Origin of the sequence: Citrobacter arsenatis, assembly GCF_004353845.1 — a bacterium.
GTDB classification, from domain to species: domain Bacteria; phylum Pseudomonadota; class Gammaproteobacteria; order Enterobacterales; family Enterobacteriaceae; genus Citrobacter; species Citrobacter arsenatis.
In genome coordinates this window covers 1,447,014-1,471,335 of the sequence record NZ_CP037864.1, presented here as the reverse complement: position 1 = coordinate 1,471,335, position 24,322 = coordinate 1,447,014, and the positions used below count along the sequence as shown (strand labels likewise).

Genomic DNA, 24,322 nt, shown 5'->3' with positions numbered 1-24,322 from the left:
CAACGTATTAACACATACATAACAGGAATGTAGACGAGGGTTATATATGAACAAAGTTTACAGCATTATTTGGAACGCGGCGCTCGGTATCTGGGTGGTCGTTTCCGAATTAACCAAAGGAAAGAAAAAAAGCAGCTCACGTAAAACTGTCGCCGTACTGGCGGCTGGCGCATTAAGCGCTGCTGCAATGCCGGTTTCCGCTGATCCGATTATCGATATCGGTGATCACAATATTTTCACCGACTACCAGGCAGGTATTTCCGTTGGCGATTATGAGGGTATCCACGACTACGGATTCTTATATGAAGATATCACGGCTGGTCAGGCGCTCAATATCAGCGGCGCGATCCCAACGATCGGCCCTGGTCAAAGTGGCGTTGTTGAATCAACGACTATCAGAGAGCTACTGCAAACCGGCAAAATCACCCTGCAGGCCACCAGCCCTGACCAGAGCGTAAAAACGATTACTACCGCCGAGGAGCTGGCGGAATACCTGACGTATAACCAATCGTCGACGCCTTCACAGAGCACAGAATTTGATATCAACGATCCGGCGTTCCCCGGCGAAAAAACAACGATTAGAGTCTTTGATACCAATGCGTTGAGTAACTTTCTTACCGCATCACAAATTGGCGATTCGGCATTAAACACCTTCGATTCAACGCAGTCTAAAATCTACAAACAATTCGGCATCGCGCTGGCGACGAATGGCTCCACGGCCAATCTGGATATTGGCAACGACACGCTCAATGTTCGCGACAAAGCCAATACCATCGAGTTACTGGCCAAAGATTCCTCCTTACTGGAGGCTCAGGACGCTGGCAGCCAGGTTAACTGGCAATCTGATAACTATATAAAATTTAATGCCGCTCCGGTCATTCCGGAAAAAACGTTCACCGGCTCGGCGCAAACCTCCGTGTTTGGCGATGATGTGACGCTCATGACCTACGGCTATGATGCGGACGGCAAAGTCGTTGAAACGGGAGTACGCACATTTAGCATTACCAACACGCAGGAGCTGGCCGATTTTAACGACTGGCTGTTGGGTAACAGCAGCGACGCGGCAGAGAACCCGGAAGGCGAAAAAGTCAGCCAAATCCAGTTGTGGATCGATGCAAATGAAGTCACTACCTCTGACGCAGCGCAAGCGAAGTACGCCGGGCTGATTGATGGTCTGATCAACTCCAGCAAGCCTTCTGACGTGCTCAGTTGGGATTACGACGTCTGGACCGATGGCTTATCGCATACCAATAACGCGACCGCTGGCCGCGGTGAGCTACATGCTATCTACGCGAACGGCGCAGGCACCTCCGGCACGCTGAACAAAGATGCGATGATTGCCGTTGATGGCAGTATTAATGGCGTCATGAAAGCCATTGATGGCGGGGTTATCACCAACCTCGGCGAACTTAACGCATTACGCACATCTACCGGGCAGAGTCTGGCGATTGGCATGCTGGCAAAAGACGCTACGGCAACCAACCACGGGACCATCAACTCCGGGCTGTTCATCGATAAAGACGGTAACCAAAACGTCAACAGCTACGGCGCATTTGGTATGCAAGGGCAAGGTACCAGCCAGATCGCGAACAACGGCACCATTAATCAGGCAATCACCACCGATAACTTTGGTACCGCGTCGGCAGCCGATCCCTGGAGCAAAGATGTCCCCGACTCTTCGTTGACGCTGGCTATTGGTATGCAATTGTCTGACGATGCGCAAGGGGTCAACAACGGCGATATCAACGTTGTTGATGGACGTAAAAGCGGTGCATCTTTTGCTAAAGGTACCGCTTATGGCGTAGAAGTCGCCGGGAATGCCACCTTTACCAACGCGCAAGACGCCTCAATTTATCTTGGTCGTGATGCAAGCAATCCGTCTAACGATGTCACCATGGCCGGCGGTTCCAGCCTGAGCGCCGGTATTATGACCAGAAGCGCCAAAGAGGTTATTAATAACGGTCTTATCACGTTGGGAACCGGCATACGTAACGCCGCGGGTATTTTGGTTGGGAATGCCACGGGCAACGTCCTCAATACCGGCAATATCGTGATCAATGGCGGTTCCAAAGGGGGTAGCAGTAAGAACTACGGCATCTCCGTACGCGACAGCGGCGCGGAAAATAATCAGGAAATCCGCAACGACGGTAAGATAAACGTTAATGGCACCAATAACGTCGGGATCCACGTTAGCGCCAATAATAAAAATGCCCAAGTCACCACCAGCGCTGCAGGCTCTATCGTGGTGGACGGTGAAGGTGGCGTCGGAAATCGTAACTACGCTATCTGGGCGGAAGGCGGCGCTAACGGCCAGGCAGTGGTCAACGTTTACTCCAACATCACGCTGGATAAGGCCGGTAACATCGGCGTACACGTGCGTGATAACGCCATCGCTAACGTTGACAGTCTGAGTAGCCCGTCATTTAACAGTACCGATCAGATTGGTTATTACCTGTATGGTAAAGGCGCTACCGCCAATATTGGTCAGGCGGTGATGAATGACAACGGTCAGGATCGCACCACCATTTTCCGTATCGCCAATGGCGCGTTGCTGGCCGGTAATACTACTAATCCGAAAGATCAGTCCACTTCCAACCTGAATCTGACGCTCAGCGGTGACAATTCTGTTGGCGTTCTCGCCACCGGCGCTGGCAGTAGCGTTGATACCGGTGAAGCAACGTTTACCGTTAAGGGTACCGACTCCGCGGCGCTGCTTATTGAAGGCGGCGCGAAAGGGACCATCAGCGATAAAACCACTATCAATTTAACCGGCGAAAGAACCGTTGCCGGGGTGGTGGATGGTCAGGCGCATCAATTAAATGGCAACACGCAGGGTAATGCCACGAGCACCACCCTCACCTCAAACGCGAAGATCACCTCTGAAGCCAGCGGCAACAAGGTTATCGCCTATGTAGCGAGGAATTTGGGCAACCTGATCCTCGACACCAAAGCGATTATCGATCTGGCCAGCGTCGACAGTATCGGTGTGGATGTTCAAAAAGGTGGGAGCTTAACCAATAACTCCTCCAGCGCTTTGCATGTTAGCAACGGCATCGGCGTACGGGCTTCAGGAGCCAGCGCGCAGATTAACAAGCTGGGCAAAATTCAGGTTGATGATGGTACCGCTGGCGTTCTGCTGACCCAAGGTGCCAGCCTGCTGATTAACGGTAAAACTGGCGACAGCATTACTACCGATGGCTCCGCTGACGGTATTCGCTTGGCCGAAGGCGCAGGCGCACTGGCGGCGCAAAGCGTGATGATCCGCGCCGATGGTACCGGTGCCGGTATTCAAAACGATGCCAACAACACCAATATCACATTGCGTGATGTCACCATCGATTCCAACGATGGCCCAGGGATCCGCACCAGCGTGGCGCTGACCATGAACGATGGGCTGGATAACACCCTCAACGTTAACGGTAAAGGTACCGGGTTCGCGTTTGAACAACGCAATGGCGATGCGGTAACGGGCGATCTGACCATCGGCAAAGGCTATACCATTGAGGTACTAAGCAGTGAGGGCAGCGGGATTCGCGCCAATACGGATGGTCGAGTTACCACCAATGCCGACATCAACGTGCATAGCAGCGCAGGCGGTTCAGCGATCATCGCGAAAAACGTCAGCACATTGGCCAACAGCGGTAAAATTATCTCTGCCAGCACCACCTCACCGGTGATCGACGGCAGCGGCGACAGCAGTAAAACCATTACCAACACGGGAACCTTGCAGTCCATCAACGACACGGCAGTGGCAATTGAGTCTGGTAAAGGCAATGACACCATTGATATCAGCGGCGGTGTGACCAGCGGCGTAATCAATACCGGCGAAGGCAGGGATACCTTTAACTGGCGCAGCGGTTCCTATGCCGGCGAAGTGAATTTCGCGGGTACTGGCGGTAACAATAAAGCCAACATCGGTAATGTGACGCTGGATAAAACGCGCCACATCATTACCGCGGCGGGCACGGGCAACGCCCTCACCTTCACCAATACGAAAAATGCCAGGATTGGTACGCTGGCCAGCGACAACCTGAATACCGGCACCAACATTGGCACCGGCTGGGATTCTCTGACCATCAGCGGGTCTAATGCAGATGTCCGCGTCGTTGAAAATCTGAGTCTGGCGAGCAAAACTATCGCCGTCAACAATGGCGCAACGCTGCGCACCGGCGACCACGTCGAACCAACCAGTACTGCGGCAAGCATTGGCAATTACGATGTCACAACCCAGGGCGCTGGCAGCAGGGTTATCTTCGATACCCAGGGCGATGCCTCAGCAGCACAGATCTATCGCGGTGTCATCAGCGGCAACGGAAAATTTGAACGTGCGGCGGGCGGTACGACTGTCTTTACCGCCAACAACAGCTACACCGGCACTACCACCATCGATCAAACCGGTACGTTGCAATTAGGTGACGGCGGAAATGAAGGCGAAGTTAGCGCCGTGTCCGACATTATCGATAACGGCGTATTGGCGATTAATCGCGCCAACACCGTGCTGCTCAACGGTGTTATCTCCGGCATCGGAGCGCTAAAGCAGATCGGTGGCGGCATTACCCGACTGAACGGCAACAACACTTATACCGGTGAGACAACCGTCACGAACGGTACGCTGTTGGTGAATGGCGATCAAAGCGCGGCGCGCGGTGCTACCACCGTCAGCGGCACGTCCACACTTGGCGGTAATGGCGTTATCGGCGGCAACGTGCTAATGAACGATGCCACGACCCTCAGCGCCGGTGACGGCGGCGCAGGTACGTTATCCATTAACGGTAATCTGCAGCTTGGCAGCAAAACGACCTCCGCTTTCGAGCTGGGCAAGGCGTATACGCCAGGCGGTGCGCTAAACGATCTGATTAACGTCGCAGGCGATCTGCAACTGGACGGGACCCTGGATGTTACCACTTCTCAAGGCGGTAACTTCGGGCCAGGCGTATATCGTATCTATAACTACGGCGGCACGCTGGATAACCAAACGCTGGAGCTGGGCGCAATACCGGACAGCCAGGATAAGCGCAATATTTTTGTCCAGACCTCCATCAACAAACAGGTCAACCTGGTGAACGCCAACGGCGTTACCCTACAGTTCTGGGACGGCGCAACCGTCAATCAGAGCCATGGCGCGTCGGGCATTGAAGGTGACAGCAAAATTGACGGTGGCGATGGTAAATGGATGGCGATCGGCAGCCAGGGGGATAACAACTGGACCACGGCAACCGGTGAAGGCAACGCCCCTTGGGCGCAGAAGTCCTTTGCTGTCTTCACCACCAAAGGCGGAACCGTTACCGTCGATAACGCCGCCGGAGACGTTAACTTCTCCGGAGCACAGTTTGACGCCGATGGCTATGTCGTTAAAGGCGATGCGCTTAACGCGTATGCCACCACGGAAAACGCGACCCACGCAGGCCAGACGCCGGGAACCGGCGAACTGCTGCTGCGCGTTGGCGCTGGTGGCGCGGGGCAAAACTACACCGCGACCATTGAGTCCGTTATCCGCGAAGCCAGCACCAATGACAAGCTGACGCTGGTGAAAACCGACCTTGGCCGTCTGATCCTCAGCGGCGACAACGAGTATCGTGGCGGTACGCGCATTGATGGCGGTACGTTGCAGATTTCCTCCGACAGCAACCTCGGTCAGAGCGGAACCGACTTAGCTATCAACAACGGCTCCACGCTGCAAATGGGCGCAGACCTGACCAGCAATCGCACCATTGAGCTGGGAGCAAATGATAACGCGGCGGTGTTTGACCTTAATTCACACCACTTCACACCAACAGGCGAGATTACCGGCGACGGTAAACTGAAAGTCACCAGCAGCTCAAGCGACGCGGGCAGTACCCTGTCGCTCGACCGCGCCAATAGCTACAAAGGCAACACTGAAATTGCCGGTACCGGAAATGCCAACAATGTGACGGTCAACGTCAGCAAAACCGGGGCCTTTGGTAGCAATGAAAGCAGCACCGTGAATGTCAATAAAGGGGCGACGCTCAATGTCAGCGGGACAGATACCAGTCTGCAATCCCTGACCATGAACATTGCCGACAGCTTGTTAGCGCTGGCAGATAACGTCACCGCCGCGAGTGCAAAACTGAATCTGACAGGCGCAGCAAAAGCGGTGTTAACCAACAGCGCCTCCGCGGGCAACGCGACGATTAACGTGTCAAAAGACAGCACCCTGGCGCTGGAAGAAAATGCCAGCGGCGGTAATGCTGGCGTGAATAACAGCGGACTGATGACCTTTGCCGACCAGGCGATGGCTGAAAATACCGTCGTTAAAAACCTGGCGGGTGGCAAGGTCGATATCAGCGCAGTCGACAGCGCAACGTCTATCGGCTCGTTGTCCGGTGCGGGTAACGTCGAACTGGGTAATAAGGAATTGTCGCTGGGGAATTTGCATCTTGATGACACCATCAGCGGTATTATCAGCGGCCACGACGGCAGCCTGGTGAAAATCGGTGATGGCACGTTAACGCTGACCGGCGATAACGCTTACACCGGCACCACTGACGTCAATGAAAGCGTGCTGCTGGTCAACGGTAATCAGTCTGCCGCGACCGGTCAGGTAACGGTGAAATCCGGGGCAACGCTCGGCGGTAACGGTATTATCGGCGGCGCGGTTGATGTACTGGACGACGGCCATATTACTGCGGGTGCGGCCATCAACAGCGTGGGTAAACTCACTACGGGTTCACTGACGCTCAGCGATAACGCGCAGCTTGATTACCAGTTTGGTCAGGCCAATACCCCTGGCGGCGCCTTCAACGACCTGATTGATGTCAATGGCGATTTGACGCTCGACGGTAAGCTCAATATCGAGACCTCTCCGGGTGGTAGCTTTGACGTTGGCGTTTACCGCGTCATCAACTACACCGGCACCTTGACCAATAATGTGATGGACATTGCCAATGCGCCGGAAGCTGCAGACAGCCTGTACGTGCAAACTTCGGTTAAAAATCAGGTTAACCTGGTCAACCATGCCGGACTGACGCTGCGCTTCTGGGACGGCACCGGCGGGGAGAATGGCGAACTGAAAAACAACGGCGTCATCAACGGCGGCGACGGTATCTGGCAGTCCAGTCAGGGTAACGACAACTGGACTACCGATGAATCAACGCCGGAAGGCGCGCTGAACGCACCGTTTACCGATGCCGCGTTTGCCGTCTTCCAGGGTGACGCCGGCAACGTCACCGTCGATAACAGCAAAGGCGACGTTATCATTAGCGGCGCACAGTTCGCCACCGATGGTTATCGTGTAGGCGGTGAGGCCATCACCACCGATACAGCCAATACGCTGATTCGCGTTGGCGATGGCACAGTAGACGGCGCCAACTACACCGCGACTATCGACAGCGTGATCCGCGGTACCGGCGGCCTGAATAAAGGCGATCTCGGTACGCTCATCCTCACTGGCGACAATACCTACAGCGGTGGAACCACCATTACCTCAGGTACGCTGCAGGTGGCCGGTGATACCAATCTTGGTGCAGCAGACACGGGGATTACCTTCAATGGCGGTACGCTGAAATATGGTGAAGCGTTTGATACCGCTCGTCAGGTGACGCTGGAATCCGGCGGTGGGACATTCGACACTAATGGGCATAACGTTTCTCTGCTGACGGAAGTCGAAGGTAACGGTCAACTGACCAAAACCGGTAAAGGCTCCCTCACCCTGACGCTGGATAACACCTACACCGGTGGCACCACCATCGAACAAGGCGTTTTACAGTTGGGTAACGGCGGTGATATCGGCAGCATTCAGGGGGACATCGTTGATAACGGCGTACTCAACGTCAATCGTGGCGATACCCTGGCGCTGACCGGGAATATCAGCGGTAAAGGCCAGCTGTATCAGACCGGCAACGGTGTGACGGAACTGCAAGGTGAAAACAGCTACAGTGGCGCAACGCTGATTGCCAACGGCGTGCTGCAGGCGGGTAATACCAACACCCTAAGTGCCGCATCGCACCACTACGTTGTCGCTGGCACCACGCTGAACACGCAGGGTTACAACCAGACGGTAGCGGGCCTGAGCAACGGCGGCAATGTCTCACTCATCGGCCAGCAAACTGGCACAACGTTAACCGTTAAGGGAGATTACACCGGCGAAAAAGGGACGATCAACATGGCGGCTATCCAGAACGGTAGCGGCGCAGGTATCGCCGACCGTCTGATTATCGATGGCGGCAAAGTCAGCGGTAGTACGCTGCTGGATGTTGATGGTTCTGGTCTCGGCGCGCCGACCATTGGCGATGGTATCGAAGTGGTGACCGCGCTCAATGGCGCAACCACCACGGCGCAATCGTCGCGTGATGCTTTCCATCTTGCCGCCGACCGTATGGCTGCAGGCGCATTTGAGTACCAACTGCATGCGGGTAATGCTCAAGGCCAGGGTGAAAACTGGTATCTGAGAAGCGAATATCGTCCAGAAACTATGCTGTATTCTGGTCTCGCCAGCGTCGTTCGTCAGGGCGACATCAGCCTGCTAGGCAACATGCACCAGCGTATGGGCGACGAGGTTAAACCGGGTATTGATGAAGACAATCGCGCCTGGGCCAGAATGATTGGCTATTCCGGTAAAACCAAACTGGATGATGCGGCCGGTACACAAACCAGCTCCCATACCATGGGGATTCAGGTTGGCGTTGATATGTACGCTAACGAAAGCTGGAAAGCCGGGATGTATACCAGCATCCTTGATATCGACAGCAACGTGAAAGGCACCAGGACAGGCAGCGACGGCAAAGGCGGTAACATCGACGACAACGCGTTTTATGTCGGCGGCTACGCCACCTGGTTCTCTGGCGACGGGATGTATGTGGATAACGTCCTGCAATACGGTAACCATAAATCCCGCCTGGCGGCGACCGGTAATCACGGTTCGTACACCGTCAGAGGCAACACGCTGACAGCGTCAACAGAAGTGGGTAAATCATTCCGTTTAGGCGCCAGCGCATGGAGTCTGGAACCTCAGGCGCAGTTGATCTATCAATACAGTGACTTTGATAACGGCACGCTTGATGGTGTGACCCAAACGAAAGTGAAAATGGATACCGCTGATTCCTTTACCGCTCGTCTGGGCGTGCGTCTGGTCGCTGACTATGACACCAACCATGGCAAATTCCAGCCGTACGGTAGGGTCAACGTCTGGCAGGGACTGGGGTCAAAAGACAAAACGCACTTTAGCAATGCGGTCGCCACCACCACGCTGGAATCTTCACAACAGTACTCCAGCACTGAAGTTGCCGCCGGTCTGTCATGGTCTATCGACAGAAACCTGCAGGTCTACGGTGAATTGGGTACGCAATTCAGCAACGGCGGCAGTAAGTCGCAGGTAGAAGCGCCGGTTAATGCCTCTATCGGCTTTAAGAAATCGTTCTAAGCTGACATTAACTCGCCAGCCCCCTGTTTCGCAGGGGGCTTTTTTTTGCCTTTCACGGCAGCCTGATGCGCGACGCTTATCAGTCCTACGGACTTACTGGCAACGCGAAACAGTCAAGGGTTTGGGATAGGTAAAAAGGAGGGACTAACCATTATATTGTGCTAAGAGTGTAGGGATCTCTTCTGCCAGCACCGGGGGAGAAATGAAAAAGCCTTGAATTTTGTCACAACCAATCTGCAGCAACCGATCCAGTTCAGACTGGGTTTCCACCCCTTCGGCAAGAACCTCAATACCAAAATTATGCGCCAGTGAAATAATACCCTCAACAATCTTTGTTGAGCGGGTATCGGGTTCAATGCCGGTGACAAATTCTTTATCAATTTTTAAGGTATCAAAAGGATATTTCAACAGATAGTTAAGATTCGCGTGGCCGGTACCAAAATCATCAAGAGCAAGTTTTACCCCTATCGCCTTCAGCTCCATCATATTTTTAGCCGCTACCTGACTGTCGCACAGCGGTGACGTTTCCGTAACCTCTATCTGGCATCGATGAGGCGGTAATCCGCAGGCGGTAAGGTTTTTTCTGACACGTTGAGGTAACAGAGGATCGCAAAATTCAAGCGCGGAAATATTGACTGATAATACAAGGGGATCTGGCCAACAGGTTGCCACATCCCACGGCGTGTGGATAACCATATCTTCAATTGCAATGATATTACCGCTGTCTTCCAGTAATGTAATAAAAACATCGGGAGAGATCATACCCATCTGAGGGCTATTCCAGCGCATTAACGCTTCAAACCCGCTAATATGCTGAGTACGCAAATTAAAAATTGGTTGATAAACCATATAAAGCTGACTGGTATTTAATGCCTTTTCAAGCGCGGTTAGCACCTCACTGGAATTAAACATTCCCCTCTCCCTCTACAAATCATAAAAATTAAAAACCAGTCAACATCACTCCCGAACTGTATCTACTATTAGGTGTGTTACATCAGAAAAGAAGGGCCAGCTTAGGGTAAAAAAGACATACGATGAGTAAATCTGACAATTAACTTATTTAACTCAGAGGTATTGGTCAGTCCCAGCTTAGCGACAACCCTCATCTTATGCGCCTGAATTGTTTTATAGTTCAGGCTAACTAACTCTGAAATTTCTTTGGCAGAATAACCGCTTACCAACAAGTTCAGAATCTGCTGTTCTCTCTCGGTTAATCTTTTCTGCGAACGATATAGTCGGGGATTCCATTTCCCGACCGTTAACGACGCCAGTTGACCGAAATCACGCAGCGAAGATTTTTCAGTCAAAACTATTGTTTTTTCAACATAGAGTAACTCTACGCATAATTTTGCCACCATACTATCAGCAACAATTACCACCACGTTATTATAAAACTTGAAGCGGTTTTTATTCAGAAACTGCACGATCGCTGAACACGGTTGTTCATTATCAATGATATTAAAAACCATGGTTTGATGCTGGCATAATGATGACTGATGCAACATATCCTCAAACTGGAATGTTTGTATCGGTACATGTTTGCTTGTCAGGTAGGCAAACAGACCGTTGCCCACAAAATTATCACTGCCACACATCAACATCCTGTTCACCGCTCCTTATAAGCTTCGAATCTTGTTACTCATTAAAAATTTAATAATAATCTTCTCGACCTCAGCCTCTTCACGACGGTTTTTAAAATCGAACCCACATGAAATCTGATGACAGGAATACAATTGATTATCCTCATCAAATTCATTGATCATGACGACATCGATCACTTTCAAATCCAGCTGTAAACTGCCAAACGTATCAAAATCCAGTGTGGCATTTTTAATCACCGCATCTTTATAAAGAAAACGGGAGTTCACATCTTTAACAATTAACGCACAACCGCCCTGCGAGATGTTTTTAATCTTCAGAGAGTAGTTTTCTCCGTTTTTGTAACGACCAAAACAGAAAAAGTCATACCCCTTCAGGAAGGAAAAACGCTGATTTTGTCGCTGCTGGGCAAAGAAAATCATATCCGGGATGAAGTAGGATAATCCTGCTTCCGCACCTGCTGATGGGGTTTGTTCGAATCTGGCACTAAATTTTATAATCCCGCTTTCGCTGTGCAGGATAAAGTATTGGACCTTTTCAGGAACAATGTCTTCGTGCCCGGAGATCACAAACCGCTCGAAATCGACCTTCTCTAACTGCGTGATAACGCTACTGTTTTCACATAAGACTTCCAGTTTCGTTTTTTTGTGCAGCTCTTCACGAAGGGTAGCTATGATTTCAAACTTGTCGTCCTTTGCTAATCCAAAGCTCATTCTAAAACCCTTATTTCCATATTTAAGATATGTCCCGCTTTTTGTTGCTCACAAAACGCGAGATCAGCATCCACCCCTGGTGCTTAATTACCATAGTGGATTCCATGTCAAACAGTTGGTTAAAAATTAAGTTTTTAACTATCTTTAGCCATTTATTGATACGTAAAAACATTTAATCAGGATTAATTCTAGCTTAAGACATGCCTAAAACCACGCGAAGTTGTTGATTAACTATAACAAAAGTGAATAACAAACTTTTTTGAGATGTAGTTTTGAGATAACAAATAGCAAGAAATGCATAGATAAAAATTGAGAAAAATGAAGCTATCGTGACGGGAGAACTATGCAGTATGCAGGCAGGCGCGCTTTCATGGGAGGAAGAAAAAACCTTTCGGCACTATATCATTAACCAGGAATATAGCTCTGATAAGTTATTCTTCTAAAGTGAATAATTTTATATACAAAATAAATTTCCCTTAAGACAGAAAAAAGCCAGCATCCTGCTGGCCCGGTAATTACCGAATCGAACTATAGTGGCTTGCTATCATACAGAGGGCACAACGTTAAAAACTCAATATCTTTGCTTAATTATTGATCGGGATGAGTCTGCGATGATCATCACCGCTCCCGCCAGCATTAACGTGTCTTTTAAAACCAGACGCCCGGCTCCGGACAAGTACGGAAAACCATGGTGCAAATCGCCCAACGGCATTACCCATGCTTCTGGTGTGGTAATTAAAAACGATAAGGTAACAATCGGCGTGGCAAATGCCAGTACACCACCAATTAATCCCAACCAGCGGCTGACAGGGTTAGCCAGCACCAGCAAAGCGATAAGCACTTCGACTACGCCCAGACCATTGGAAAACGTATACGTATTATTCGCGGTCTGCCACTCACGCTCCAGCGGTTTAAACTCACCTTCGTGGGTTAAATGCTGCTTATACTCTTCAGGATGTTCATAAAAAAATGACATTACCGGACTATTGGCGACAAACGGCGTAATACTGTCGGCTTCGTAAGGTACAAATTTTAATAACCCAATCCAGATAAAAACAATTGCAATACTCAGGCGAATTAAGGTTAATCCAATTTTATCGCCCTTACCGAGTAAACGCAGATACTTTTCCATTAAGACTCTCCTCACTTGTACAAAATTGCCGTTGCGTGAGTGCTGCTATCAATGCGCATTGAAGTGATTTTCCAGGAAGTTGCATTCTTTTCCTGCGCCAATTTCGCAATAGCATCCTCTATCACGGAAGGTGAACCCGATACGGTAGACACGCTAACGTGAGCAACCTCGGTTTGCGCCAATGCGGAAAATGTCACCGGCACAGTCAGTAACGCTGTCATGAGCAGCGTAGGTTTAAACATCTTCATTTCTATTTCCATTAACCAGTAGTTTCAGTGACAATATAATAAAACACGTCGATTTATTTTATTTCATCCATCACGCCAGAATAACTGTCAATTAGTATTCACCCGGCAAAAAGACAAAAAAAAGCCCCACACGGGTGGGGCAAAAAAATGCAGACTACGCTTTTATTATTTAACGAGAGAAAATAGATCGTTTAATGATTCGCTCATGCTCGGATGAGTAAATATTTGGTCACGCAACGTTGTATAAGGTAAGCCCGCATCCATTACGGTCTTAATGATATTAATCATCTCATGAGAATCCACGCACAGCAGCGATACGCCCAGGATCTGTTTCGTTTCGCTATCCACCACCGCTTTAAGGACACCACGTGTGTCATCCATTACCCGTGCACGCGGGATAGCCGCAACCGGTAGTGTGACGACCTGCACCGCCGCACCGCTGGCGCGAGCCTGTTCTTCTGTCATTCCCACGCGGGAAAGCGGCGGCGTCATAAAGACGGAATAAGGTACGTTTTGGCGATCGCCGGTATTACGTAACCCCTCGCCTAACAGGTTGTCACGTACAATACGGAAGTCATCCAGCGAGATATAGGTAAATTGTAATCCACCGGTGACATCGCCCATTGCCCAAATGTTATCTGCCGAGGTACGTAGATATTTATTCACAATAATGGCACCGCGGTCATTTACATCCACACCCGCTTTCTGCAACTGCAGATTTTCAGTCGCCGGTTTGCGGCCTGATGCCACCAGTAACGCATCCACGGTCTGGCTACCTTCCAGCATTTGCAGCTGCACCGCACCGTCCTGGGACGAAACTGACCGTACGTTGGCGTTAAGGATAATCTCAACCCCTTTGTCGCGTAAAATATTGGCGATAGCGTCGGCAATATCCCGATCTTCACGGGCTAAAAACAGCGGAGCTGCTTCATAAATGGTGACTTTGCTGCCGAAGTTAGCAAACATCGATGCAAATTCAACCCCGATATAACCGCCGCCCAAAATACCTAAACGCTCAGGACGTTGTGTCAAATTTAGCAGACCAGTGCTGTCAAATACGCCTGGAGTGGTGGTTAACCCTTCCACGTTCGGCATCGTTGACTGTGCGCCGGTGTTAATAAAGATCTTCTCGCCGCTTAGCTCAATCGCGCCTGTTGACTGCACGACCCGTACAGTATGGTTATCAACGAATTCAGCACGACCTTCAATCACATCCACGTTTTCCAGATCGGCAAGATTATGGAAGTTTTTATCACGTAAGAAGCTGACAACGGAGGCTTTGCGCTGCATCGCCTCGGCAAAATTATGCTGAAGCTCAGCATCGTGTACCAGGGTTTTGGTCGGAATGCAGCCGATATTAATACATGTCCCACCATACATGGTGTTTGATTGTTCAATAATCGCCACACGCCAGCCCGTTTTCGCCAGGGTAGCCGCCAGCGTTTTACCCGCTTTGCCAAATCCGATAACAATCGCCTGATACTGATTCATGCTCTCTCTCCGCCAAGTCACTGTTCGTTTGATGAACTGAAGTATAGGTTGAACTTTGCCAGAACACTGTATCCACGACTCGCCAATTACTGTCAAATCGTCTAAATCAGCTTTAAAGATGATTAATATTTAGAGAATGCGATTTCTAACTAACACCTTGAAGGTATTCATCTAATATTGAATTAAAGAGATAATATTGTTTCAATAAACGACAGCCAAAGATGTTCAGGAGTCTACATGGATGCCCTTAGCCGATTACTTATGCTTAACGACCCACAAGGCTCAATCGATCAAAACTGCCTACTAAGCAGGGACTGGCAACTGCCGCATGCCGCGGGTGAGTTGTCCATTATCCGCTGGCATACGGTCACCCAAGGGGCTGCTCAACTGGACATGCCTGACGGGACATCTTTTACCCTACGCCCCGGAATTCTTGTTATCCTGCCGCAAAACTCCGCGCACCGACTCTGCCAGTCTGGCGATGAACAAACGCATATCGTTTGCGGTAGCCTGCGGCTGCACGCTTCCTCTCGTTATTTTTTAACTGCGCTGCCTGAAGTTCTGGTTCTGGCTCCTGATGAAAACAGCCCCGTCAGCCACTGGCTCAAAGCTATGATTGCGCTGATGCAACAGGAGTCTATGAGTGCGCTACCAGGTTCCAGTGTAGTATGCAGCCAACAATGCGCTACCCTGTTTGCCTTGACCGTTCGCGAGTGGTTAACCAAGGCGACGCCTGTGCATAACGTATTGAATTTATTACTGCACCCTAAACTAGGGGCCGTCGTCTTCCTGATGCTGGAGTCACCGGCTTTTGCCTGGACCGTTGAAGAGCTGGCCAAGCGCGCGCATATGTCGCGGGCCAGCTTCGCGCAGCTATTCCGTGAAGTGTCAAATTCGACACCGCTGGCGGTGTTAACCACGTTACGACTGCAATTTGCCGCCCAGATGCTGTCACGCGGGTCGCAGCCATTGGTTGTTGTGGCTGAGTCGGTGGGCTACGCCAGCGAATCGTCATTCCATAAAGTCTTTTTACGGGAGTTTGGCTGCACGCCGGGCGAGTACCGCAAACGCGTGAAAGCGTTGGCGGCGTAACGCAACGCCTGCATCGATAACCAAACCGACGCAGGCGTGCGCTTCAAGGCACTATTTTTGGCTACGGTGCCTGTGCAGCCACATCAGCTTATACGCCGCCGGGATAATGAACAGCGACAGCAATGGTGCGGTGATCATGCCGCCAATCATCGGCGCGGCTATGCGGCTCATGACTTCTGAGCCAGCCCCCGTCCCCCACAAGATAGGTAGCAGGCCCGCGATAATCACCGCCACGGTCATCGCTTTAGGACGCACGCGCAGCACCGCGCCGTGATACAACGCCTGATCCAGCTTATCCGCCGTAAAGGTTTGCGGATTTTCCAGCGCGGGTTCGGCTTCAATAGCGTGACGCAAGTACATCAACATCACCACGCCAAACTCTGCGGCAACGCCCGCGAGCGCAATAAATCCGGTTCCGGTTGCAACCGACATATGGAACCCCATCCAGTAGAGGAACCAGATGCCGCCCACCAGCGCAAAGGGGACGCTGGTGATAATCAGCAGCGCCTCACCAAAGCGACGGAATGCCAGGTAAAGCAGAACGAAGATAATCATCAACGTCATCGGCACCATCAGTTTGAGCTTATGGCTGGCGCGTTCAAGCAGCTCGAACTGCCCGGAAAACGCCACGCTGGTCCCCGGCTTTAACTGTACGTTTTCAGCGATCGCTTTTTTCAGATCGTTTACCACCGAAACCATGTCGCGGTCGCGGGCATCGATATAAATCCAGCTGGTTGGACGCGCATCTTCGGTTTTTAACATCGACGGACCAGAAACTACCGTGACATCTGCAACATCTGCCAGCGTGATTTGCTGCTTCATGGGCGTCAGAATCGGCAGATTACGTAACGCTTCCGGGCTATCGCGATAGCTCTGTGCATAGCGTAGGTTGATAGGGTAACGAGCAATCCCTTCCACCGTTTCACCCACCATCGCGCCTCCTACCGCTGAGGTGACAAACAGCTGCACCGCCCCCACGTTCATGCCGTAACGGGCCGCTTTCTCCCGATTAATATCCACGTTGAGATAGCGCCCCCCCACCAGGCGCTCGGCCAGCGCCGAAGAGACGCCCGGGACGGTTCTGGCCACCTCTTCGATTTGTTCCGCCGTGGCGTCAATATCAGCCAGAACATTGCCTGACACCTTGATACCGATTGGGCTTTTGATACCGGTAGAGAGCATGTCGATACGGTTACGAATCGGTGGAACCCACAGATTGGCCAGCCCCGGCAAGCGTACGGTTTTGTCCAGCTCGGCGATGATTTTGTCCATCGTCATACCCGGACGCCACTGATCCTGCGGCTTCAGTTGGATAGTCGTTTCGACCATTTCCAGCGGCGCGGAATCCGTTGCGGTTTCCGCCTTACCGGTTTTACCAAACACGCGCGCGACTTCCGGAACGGTCATGATCAGCTTATCGGTTTTTTGCAGCATGTCCGCCGCCTGGGCCGCTGAAATCCCAGGCAGGGTTGAAGGCATATACAGCAGGTCGCCTTCGTTAATCTGCGGCAGGAATTCCCCACCGACTTTATTCAACGGGTAGATAACCGTCAGAATTGAAAGCACCGCTACCAGGAGGGTGGTTTTGGGCCAGTGCAGCACCTTCAACAACAACGGATGGTAAATACGGATCAGGAAGCGGTTTAGCGGGTTACTGCTTTCCGCCGGTATCTTGCCACGGATCCAGAATCCCATCAGGATTGGAATAACCACAATGGCCAAAAACGCCGCGCCCGCCATGGCATAGGTTTTGGTAAACGCCAGCGGGCCGAACAGTCGCCCCTCTTGCCCCTCAAGGGTGAAAATTGGGATAAATGACAGGGTAATTATCAGCAGGCTGATGAACAACGCCGGGCCGACTTCTACCGAAGCGTCGGTAATGACCTTCCAACGCGTGGCGTTATCCAGTTTTTCATCCGGATGCTGATGCCCCCACTCTTCCAGCCGCTTATGGGCGTTTTCAATCATCACAATTGCAGCATCCACCATCGCCCCGACGGCAATGGCAATTCCCCCAAGCGACATGATATTGGCGTTCAGTCCCTGGAAATGCATCACGATAAACGCGATACACAATCCCAGCGGCAGGGAAATAATCGCCACCAGCGCCGAACGCAAATGCCACAAGAAAAGGGCGCACACCAGCGCAACGACGATAAACTCTTCCAGCAGCTTATAGCTCAGGTTATCAATGGCACGATCGATGAGCTGACTGCGATCGTATGTTGTAACTACCTCTACGCCTTCCGGCAGGCTGCTTTTCAACGTGTCGAGTTTAGCTTTAACGGCGGAGATAACCTCACGCGCATTTTTACCGGAACGCAGGATAACCACCCCGCCCGCCACTTCACCTTCACCGTTGAGTTCAGCGATCCCACGGCGCATTTCCGGCCCAATCTGTACGCGCGCAACATCACGCAGGTAAACAGGCACTCCGTCGGTCCCTGTTTTCAGGACGATGTTGTTGAAATCATCCAGCGTTTGTAGATATCCACTCGCGCGGACCATATATTCCGCTTCAGCCATCTCAACGGACGAGCCGCCCGCTTCCTGATTCGACGAATCCAGCGCAGATTTCACCTCCGCCAGGCTGATGCCATATTGCGTAAGCTTCATCGGGTCGATAACAACCTGATACTGTTTAACCACGCCGCCGACCGAAGCCACCTCGGCCACGTTCGGAATTGTTTTTAACTCATATTTTAAAAACCAGTCCTGAAGGGAACGTAATTGGGCCAGATCGTGTTTCCCGCTGCGATCCACCAGCGCGTATTCAAAGATCCAGCCGACCCCCGTGGCGTCCGGTCCCATTTCCGCGCTAACGCCTGCCGGTAATTTACCCTGCACCTGGTTGAGATATTCCAGCACACGCGAGCGCGCCCAGTAAGGATCGGTGCCATCTTCGAAAATGACGTACACATAGGAATCGCCAAACTGCGAGAAACCGCGCACCGTCTTCGCGCCCGGAACCGACAGCATGGTGGTGGTTAACGGGTAGGTCACCTGATTCTCAACGATTTGCGGAGCCTGCCCCGGATAACTGGTTTTGACGATCACCTGAACATCAGAGAGATCGGGCAGCGCATCAACCGGGGTATTGATGATGGTCCAGGTTCCCCAGATACTGAGAAACAGCGCCCCCATCATCACCAAAAAACGGTTTGCCACCGAACGGCGGATAATCCATTCAATCATTTATCATGTCCTCAGTGTGAATGGGCCGCCGGGGTTGGCATCGCGCCTGCGTCTTGTGCACTACTGCTCTGCGCGCGCATACGGTCCAGTGCGCCAGAGATATTCGCCTCGGAATCAATCAGGAACAGACCGCTGGACACCACTTTTTCACCTTCAGTCAGACCCGATCGAATAGCCGTTAGCCCCTGTGATTCATGGAAAACCGCAACCTGTTTCGGCACAAAACGACCGTCGTTATCGACGGTGATTACCCGCTGCTCCGTCCCCGTATCAATCAGTGCCTTAGAGGGGATCAGCAGCATCGGCTCACTTTGCGTTTTCAGTTGCAGATAAGCATTCATCCCTGGCTTGAGCGCCTCGTCGCGGTTTTCGACCTGCAAACGGATCTGCAACGTCCGCGTGGTAGCATCGACGCTGGGTAAGATATTCCATTTGCTGATGGTGAAAGACTTATCCGGCCAGGCTGGCACGGTGATGCTAAATTGCGAGGCGTCTTTAATCAGCCAGGCGATCGATTCCGGGACCGACGCGCTAACCCATACCGGATCCATCCCCTGAATTTTCGCGACCACATTGTCTTTAGAAATGTTCATGCCGGTACGCAAATCGAATGCGGTAATCACCCCATCAATGGGGGCTTTCAGGGTAAAGCGGGTCTGAATTTTACGCGTTGATTTTAAGCGCTGAATATCCGCTTCAGGCATTCCGGCCAGGCGTAATCTCTCCAGAATCCCTTCCACCTGTGTCGCGCTACCACCGGTCTCCCGCAGCAATAAATATTCGCTCTGCGCCTCAACCCAGTCGGGAATCGTCAGGTCGATAAGCGGCGCGCCTTGCTTAATTTTGTCGCCTACGGTTAGCGGGTAAACCTTCTCGATAAAGCCTGCGGAGCGTGCCTGGACAATAACGAACTGGTATTCGTTATAGCTAACGTTAGCCGGGAAAGTTTGCGCGTAGTGCAGCGGCCCACGGCGCACAGGTTCTGTTTTTAGCCCCAAATTCTGGGTCTGGGTGGGATCGATGCGCACGCCAGGCTCTGACGCGCTCGCGGTCTCTTCATCGGCATATTTCGGGATCAAATCCATATCCATAAACGGCGATTTACCCGGCTTATCAAAGCGCGTGTTCGGGTACATGGGGTCGTACCAAAACAAAACTTTTCTGGCTTCTTTTGGCGAAGCCTGCCCGGTTTCAGCCGTTGCTTTTGCGGATGAATAATAAGTATAAATACCGGCAGAAATAGCCCCACCGGCAATCATGCCCGCAAGAATAAGCGCGGTATTTTTAATATTTAAAGACGCCATAATGATTTCCATTGCGCGATAGTCTCACCCGTATTACGAAGAATTCGGGCGAGAATAAAAGAGACCAGCGAGAACGTTATTTACTGATGTGAATATCGCGTAACACAGAGAGGTTTCCCTGCTGAACAAACGTGAACGCCACCTTATCGCCGGGTTTAATATCATCAGCCTTTGTGTCGGCAACCAGCGTAAAACGCATCGTCATGGCCGGCCAGTTCACCGCCGGAATGGGGTCATGCTTAATCGTGATTTTTTTACTTTCCATATCAACAGCTTCAATCACGCCTGTGGCGTTAATGCGTTGTTCCTGTTGAGCCGCAGGCTGCATATTCATCATTTCGCCATGCTGATGCTCATTGGCCTGAGCGTTAAACATGACCACAGAGAAAAGGCTAAACAACGCGGCTTTGGCGGTAGTCTTCATACTTGATGCTCCTGAAAAGTTAATATTAAGGATTACTCCACCCAACCGCCGCCTAAAGCAGCAAACAGCTTAATTTCATTAACCTGTTGGGCGTAATTAAGATCGAGCAGCGATTGCTGCGTGGCGAATAAAGAACGTTCGGCATCCAAAACTTCGATATAGCTAACTGCACCATTTTGATAAAGAGCTCGGGCGCGTTGTAAGGTGATTTGCAATGACGTCAAATAGCGCTGCTGACCGCTAATTTGATCGGCGATGCTTTGGCGTAACACCAGCGCATCCGCCACCTCTTTAAAGGCGTTCTGAATTTTTTGTTCGTAATTCACCACCGACTGCTGCTGGCGTATTTCGGCGAGATCGAGATTGGACTGATTACGTCCGGCGTTAAAAATTGGAATATCTATTTTGGGAACAAAATTCCACATGCCGCTGGCGGCATTAAATAAGCTGGAGAGATCGCTGCTGCTACTGGAAACTGAACTGGTCAGAGTAATTGACGGGAAAAACGCCGCCCGCGCTGCACCGATATTGGCATTCGCCGCCATTAATCCGTGCTCGGCTTCCAGAATATCCGGGCGCTGCAACAATATTTGCGATGACAACGATGGCGGCAGCGTCACCGGTTTAATATCCCCGCGGCTGCGCGTCTGGTCGTTGGGTAATTTTCCGTACGTACCCAGCAACAGCTGCAACGCGTTGTTTGCCTGAGCCAGTTCGCCTTTACGCTTCGCGATTTCGCTGCGCGTGCTTTCAATCACGCCCCGCGCCTGTTCCAGCGCCAGTACGTTGGTACTGCCGGTCAGCAGTTGTTTTTCCACAAAAGCGTAAGAGCGCTGATAGTTTTGCAGCGTTTCTTCGGCAATTTGCAGTTGCGCATAAGCCAGACGCTGATTGAAATAACTTTGCGACACGTTGGAGATTAATGAGATGTGAACTGCCCGACGCGCCTCTTCGCTGGCAAAGAAGTTCTGTCGCTCGGCTTCACTCATATTCTTCAGCCGACCGAAAAAATCCAGATCGAAACTGAGATTCAGCCCGGCCTCGAATTCACGGTTGGTGCTGCTATCGCCTTTTAATTTACCGCTGTAGGTACCGCTGGAGCCTGCCGTAACCTGCGGATAGCGGTCAGCGTCCGTGACGCCATATTGCGCTCTCGCTTCCTGAACTTTCAGCACTGCCATACGTAAATCGCGGTTATTGACCAACGCTTCGCCGATCAGCGCCTTTACCTGGGGATCAACGAAGAAGGTCCGCCAACCCGTATCCTGATACCCCGCCGGTGCAGAAACCAACGCATTCTGGCTTAAGGAGAATTGCTGCGGCACCGGCAATGCCGGACGCTGATACTCCGGCGCCAATGAACAACCGGCGAGAACGAATACAGCACTGAGGGTAAGAAGCTTAAATTTGCTCATAGTTCTTCTCGTCCTGACCGGACTGATGACCCTAAAATATGTAGGAATTTATAGTGTTGTACTTTAACCAAGTGACTCTGTTTAACCGGTGACAGGAAAATGACAAAACTGTCATTTTCCCAATAACCGATTGCTATCCGATCCCGCTTCCCTAGAATTAAAAGTCCGCACAACCAGTGCGAGAAGGAGAATGCGATGAAGGTCTTGATAGTCGAAGATGAGAAAAAAACCGGTGAATACCTGACGAAAGGCCTGACGGAAGCGGGTTTTGTCGTGGATTTGGCGGATAACGGCCTGAACGGGTATCACCTGGCGATGACCGGTGATTACGACCTGCTCATACTCGACATCATGCTGCCGGATGTAAACGGCTGGGATATCGTGCGGATGCTGCGTTCCGCTAACAAAGGGATGCCTATTCTTCTTCTCACCGCGCTGGGCACCATTGAACATCGGGTTAAAGGTCTGGAATTAGGCGCAGATGATTACCTGGTCAAACCGTTCGCTTTCGCCGAGCTGCTGGCGCGGGTCAGAACGCTGCTGCGCCGGGGGGCGGCGGTGATTGTCGAAAGCCAGTTTCAGGTCGCGGATTTGATGGTCGATCTGGTCAGCAGAAAAGTCACCCGCAGCGGTACGCGCATCACCCTGACCAGCAAAGAGTTTACGCTGCTTGAGTTTTTCCTACGCCATCAGGGGGAAGTTTTGCCCCGCTCGCTGATCGCCTCTCAGGTCTGGGATATGAATTTCGACAGCGATACCAATGCTATCGACGTCGCCGTGAAGCGTCTGCGCGCCAAAATCGATAACGACTTTGAGCCGAAACTGATTCAGACCGTGCGCGGCGTGGGATATATGCTTGAGGTTCCTGATGGCCAGTAAACGATGGCGACGCCCTTTCTCGCTGGCAACACGACTGACCTTTTTTATCAGCCTGGCGACGATCGCTTCATTTTTCGCCTTTGCATGGATAATGATCCACTCGGTAAAGGTCCATTTCGCCGAGCAGGACATTAATGATTTACAAGAGATCAGCGCCACGCTGGAGCGAATTATTAACCAACCCAACGAGCCAGAATCACGCCGTCTGGAAACGCTAAAAAACGTGGTAGCGGGTTACTCGAACGTCATTATTTCTCTGGAAGATAGCAACCAGAAGGCTATTTTTCATTCGCCTAATGCGCCGGATCTCCGACAATTTATCGCCAGTGCAAGACCGGACAAAAATGCCCATGCCAGCGATGTATTTATTATCTCCGGCCCAACGCTGCAAACGCCCAAACATGTTCACGGACAGAAAACATCGTCTAACTGGCGAATGATTCGCCTGCCTGTTGGACAGCTAGCCGATGGAAAACCGGCATATACGCTGTATCTGGCGTTATCGATCGATTTTCATCTGCACTATATTAACGACCTGAAAAATAAACTGATTATGACGGCATCGCTGATTAGCATGATGATTGTTTTTATCGTGCTGTTTGCCGTATATAAAGGCCATGAACCGATCCGTAACGTCAGTCGCCGTATCCAAAATATCACCTCGAAAGATCTGGATGTGCGTCTCGATCCGCAAGCTGTTCCCATTGAACTGGAACAGCTGGTAAGTTCATTTAATCATATGATCGAACGTATTGAGGACGTATTTAAACGCCAGTCGAACTTCTCTGCGGATATTGCTCATGAGATCCGCACGCCAATAACTAACCTCGTCACGCAAACGGAAATTGCACTCAGCCAAACCCGTAGCCCAAAAGAGCTGGAAGACGTGCTGTATTCCAATCTCGAAGAATTTGGCCGCATGTCGAAAATGGTCAGCGATATGCTGTTTCTGGCGCAGGCAGACAACAATCAGCTCATCCCGGAAAAGACAGCGCTTAATCTGGCTGATGAGGTGGGGAAAGTGTTCGACTTTTTCGAAGCCTGGGCAGAAGAACGCGAGGTTGGCTTACGTTTTGAAGGACGCGCATGCTGGGTTTCGGGCGATCCGCTAATGCTACGTCGGGCGGTGAGCAATCTGCTGTCAAATGCTATGCGCTACACGCCAAAAGGCGAGTCGGTAACCGTGCGGGTAAAAGAGGCGGACAATCAGGTGCAGATCATCGTGGAAAATCCCGGCATCCCCATTCCCCCACAGCATCTCCCCCGGCTCTTTGACCGGTTTTATCGGGTAGACCCTTCGCGACAGCGCAAAGGTGAAGGCAGCGGTATTGGCCTGGCGATTGTGAAATCGATTGTCATCGCCCATCAGGGAAAAGTCTCGGTGACATCCGATCGGCTTGCCACCCGATTTATTCTGACGCTGCCCAAGCATGGGATGTAATTTACGGAGA

General features: G+C 51.4%; 14 protein-coding genes. 4 read left to right on the top strand and 10 right to left on the bottom strand.

Translation table 11 applies throughout. The features are described 5' to 3' along the window. Nucleotides 1–46: 46 nt before the first annotated feature. The gene (locus E1B03_RS07975) at nucleotides 47–9,379 is read left to right on the top strand and encodes an autotransporter outer membrane beta-barrel domain-containing protein (protein WP_133086015.1); all 9,333 of its coding nucleotides are present in this window, start codon (nucleotides 47–49) and stop codon (nucleotides 9,377–9,379) included. A gap of 144 nt (nucleotides 9,380–9,523) precedes the next feature. Here E1B03_RS07975 and E1B03_RS07970 read toward each other — a convergent pair whose 3' ends face one another. The 6 genes from E1B03_RS07970 to rclA form a co-directional block, all read right to left on the bottom strand. Next, nucleotides 9,524–10,291 (bottom strand): putative bifunctional diguanylate cyclase/phosphodiesterase, encoded by a 768-nt coding sequence (locus tag E1B03_RS07970; protein WP_133086014.1) that lies wholly within the window; start codon nucleotides 10,289–10,291, stop codon nucleotides 9,524–9,526. A 101-nt stretch (nucleotides 10,292–10,392) separates the two neighbouring features. Beyond that, nucleotides 10,393–10,974, bottom strand: a complete 582-nt coding sequence (locus E1B03_RS07965) for a helix-turn-helix transcriptional regulator (protein WP_181012761.1) — start codon at nucleotides 10,972–10,974, stop codon at nucleotides 10,393–10,395. Nucleotides 10,975–10,995: 21 nt separating this feature from the next. After that, nucleotides 10,996–11,691, bottom strand: coding sequence for a flagellar brake protein (locus E1B03_RS07960; RefSeq protein WP_103768719.1), 696 nt, complete (start codon nucleotides 11,689–11,691; stop codon nucleotides 10,996–10,998). Nucleotides 11,692–12,262: 571 nt separating this feature from the next. Then, the gene (gene rclC, locus E1B03_RS07955; protein ID WP_103768718.1) at nucleotides 12,263–12,823 is read right to left on the bottom strand and encodes a reactive chlorine resistance membrane protein RclC; all 561 of its coding nucleotides are present in this window, start codon (nucleotides 12,821–12,823) and stop codon (nucleotides 12,263–12,265) included. Between the two features lie 11 nt (nucleotides 12,824–12,834). Next, nucleotides 12,835–13,065, bottom strand: a complete 231-nt coding sequence (gene rclB, locus E1B03_RS07950) for a reactive chlorine resistance periplasmic protein RclB (RefSeq protein ID WP_181012765.1) — start codon at nucleotides 13,063–13,065, stop codon at nucleotides 12,835–12,837. A gap of 171 nt (nucleotides 13,066–13,236) precedes the next feature. Next, nucleotides 13,237–14,562 (bottom strand): reactive chlorine resistance oxidoreductase RclA, encoded by a 1,326-nt coding sequence (gene rclA, locus E1B03_RS07945; RefSeq protein WP_133086013.1) that lies wholly within the window; start codon nucleotides 14,560–14,562, stop codon nucleotides 13,237–13,239. 237 nt (nucleotides 14,563–14,799) lie between these two features. Between rclA and rclR the strand changes: the two genes are divergently transcribed. Beyond that, nucleotides 14,800–15,654, top strand: coding sequence for a reactive chlorine-specific transcriptional regulator RclR (gene rclR / locus E1B03_RS07940; RefSeq protein ID WP_103768715.1), 855 nt, complete (start codon nucleotides 14,800–14,802; stop codon nucleotides 15,652–15,654). A 51-nt stretch (nucleotides 15,655–15,705) separates the two neighbouring features. Here the strand turns inward: rclR and E1B03_RS07935 are convergent, their stop codons facing one another. The 4 genes from E1B03_RS07935 to E1B03_RS07920 form a co-directional block, all read right to left on the bottom strand. After that, on the bottom strand, nucleotides 15,706–18,849 hold the full coding sequence (locus E1B03_RS07935; protein ID WP_133086012.1) for a CusA/CzcA family heavy metal efflux RND transporter: 3,144 nt from the start codon (nucleotides 18,847–18,849) through the stop codon (nucleotides 15,706–15,708). Between the two features lie 11 nt (nucleotides 18,850–18,860). Beyond that, nucleotides 18,861–20,153 (bottom strand): efflux RND transporter periplasmic adaptor subunit, encoded by a 1,293-nt coding sequence (locus E1B03_RS07930; RefSeq protein ID WP_103768713.1) that lies wholly within the window; start codon nucleotides 20,151–20,153, stop codon nucleotides 18,861–18,863. 76 nt (nucleotides 20,154–20,229) lie between these two features. Continuing rightward, nucleotides 20,230–20,577 carry a cation efflux system protein CusF gene (gene cusF / locus E1B03_RS07925; RefSeq protein WP_133086011.1) on the bottom strand — a complete coding sequence of 116 codons (348 nt, stop codon included), beginning with the start codon at nucleotides 20,575–20,577 and terminating at the stop codon, nucleotides 20,230–20,232. A 32-nt stretch (nucleotides 20,578–20,609) separates the two neighbouring features. After that, the gene (locus E1B03_RS07920; protein WP_103768711.1) at nucleotides 20,610–21,992 is read right to left on the bottom strand and encodes an efflux transporter outer membrane subunit; all 1,383 of its coding nucleotides are present in this window, start codon (nucleotides 21,990–21,992) and stop codon (nucleotides 20,610–20,612) included. 195 nt (nucleotides 21,993–22,187) lie between these two features. Between E1B03_RS07920 and cusR the strand changes: the two genes are divergently transcribed. Both cusR and E1B03_RS07910 read left to right on the top strand, forming a co-directional pair. Continuing rightward, a complete protein-coding gene (gene cusR, locus E1B03_RS07915) occupies nucleotides 22,188–22,871 on the top strand; it encodes a copper response regulator transcription factor CusR (RefSeq protein ID WP_048226190.1) in 684 nt (227 codons plus the stop codon). Beyond that, nucleotides 22,861–24,312: a Cu(+)/Ag(+) sensor histidine kinase gene (locus tag E1B03_RS07910; RefSeq protein ID WP_103768710.1), complete on the top strand. Its 1,452-nt coding sequence runs from the start codon at nucleotides 22,861–22,863 to the stop codon at nucleotides 24,310–24,312. Before cusR ends, E1B03_RS07910 begins: the two co-directional genes overlap by 11 nt. Nucleotides 24,313–24,322 lie beyond the last annotated feature (10 nt).

What these genes read in the sequence shown, in the direction of transcription:
- E1B03_RS07975 (WP_133086015.1), top strand. Translation starts at nt 47, where the DNA reads ATGAACAAAGTTTACAGCATTATTTGGAACGCGGCGCTCGGTATCTGG.
- E1B03_RS07970 (WP_133086014.1), bottom strand. Translation starts at nt 10,291, where the DNA reads ATGTTTAATTCCAGTGAGGTGCTAACCGCGCTTGAAAAGGCATTAAAT.
- E1B03_RS07965 (WP_181012761.1), bottom strand. Translation starts at nt 10,974, where the DNA reads ATGTGTGGCAGTGATAATTTTGTGGGCAACGGTCTGTTTGCCTACCTG.
- E1B03_RS07960 (WP_103768719.1), bottom strand. Translation starts at nt 11,691, where the DNA reads ATGAGCTTTGGATTAGCAAAGGACGACAAGTTTGAAATCATAGCTACC.
- rclC (WP_103768718.1), bottom strand. Translation starts at nt 12,823, where the DNA reads ATGGAAAAGTATCTGCGTTTACTCGGTAAGGGCGATAAAATTGGATTA.
- rclB (WP_181012765.1), bottom strand. Translation starts at nt 13,065, where the DNA reads ATGTTTAAACCTACGCTGCTCATGACAGCGTTACTGACTGTGCCGGTG.
- rclA (WP_133086013.1), bottom strand. Translation starts at nt 14,562, where the DNA reads ATGAATCAGTATCAGGCGATTGTTATCGGATTTGGCAAAGCGGGTAAA.
- rclR (WP_103768715.1), top strand. Translation starts at nt 14,800, where the DNA reads ATGGATGCCCTTAGCCGATTACTTATGCTTAACGACCCACAAGGCTCA.
- E1B03_RS07935 (WP_133086012.1), bottom strand. Translation starts at nt 18,849, where the DNA reads ATGATTGAATGGATTATCCGCCGTTCGGTGGCAAACCGTTTTTTGGTG.
- E1B03_RS07930 (WP_103768713.1), bottom strand. Translation starts at nt 20,153, where the DNA reads ATGGCGTCTTTAAATATTAAAAATACCGCGCTTATTCTTGCGGGCATG.
- cusF (WP_133086011.1), bottom strand. Translation starts at nt 20,577, where the DNA reads ATGAAGACTACCGCCAAAGCCGCGTTGTTTAGCCTTTTCTCTGTGGTC.
- E1B03_RS07920 (WP_103768711.1), bottom strand. Translation starts at nt 21,992, where the DNA reads ATGAGCAAATTTAAGCTTCTTACCCTCAGTGCTGTATTCGTTCTCGCC.
- cusR (WP_048226190.1), top strand. Translation starts at nt 22,188, where the DNA reads ATGAAGGTCTTGATAGTCGAAGATGAGAAAAAAACCGGTGAATACCTG.
- E1B03_RS07910 (WP_103768710.1), top strand. Translation starts at nt 22,861, where the DNA reads ATGGCCAGTAAACGATGGCGACGCCCTTTCTCGCTGGCAACACGACTG.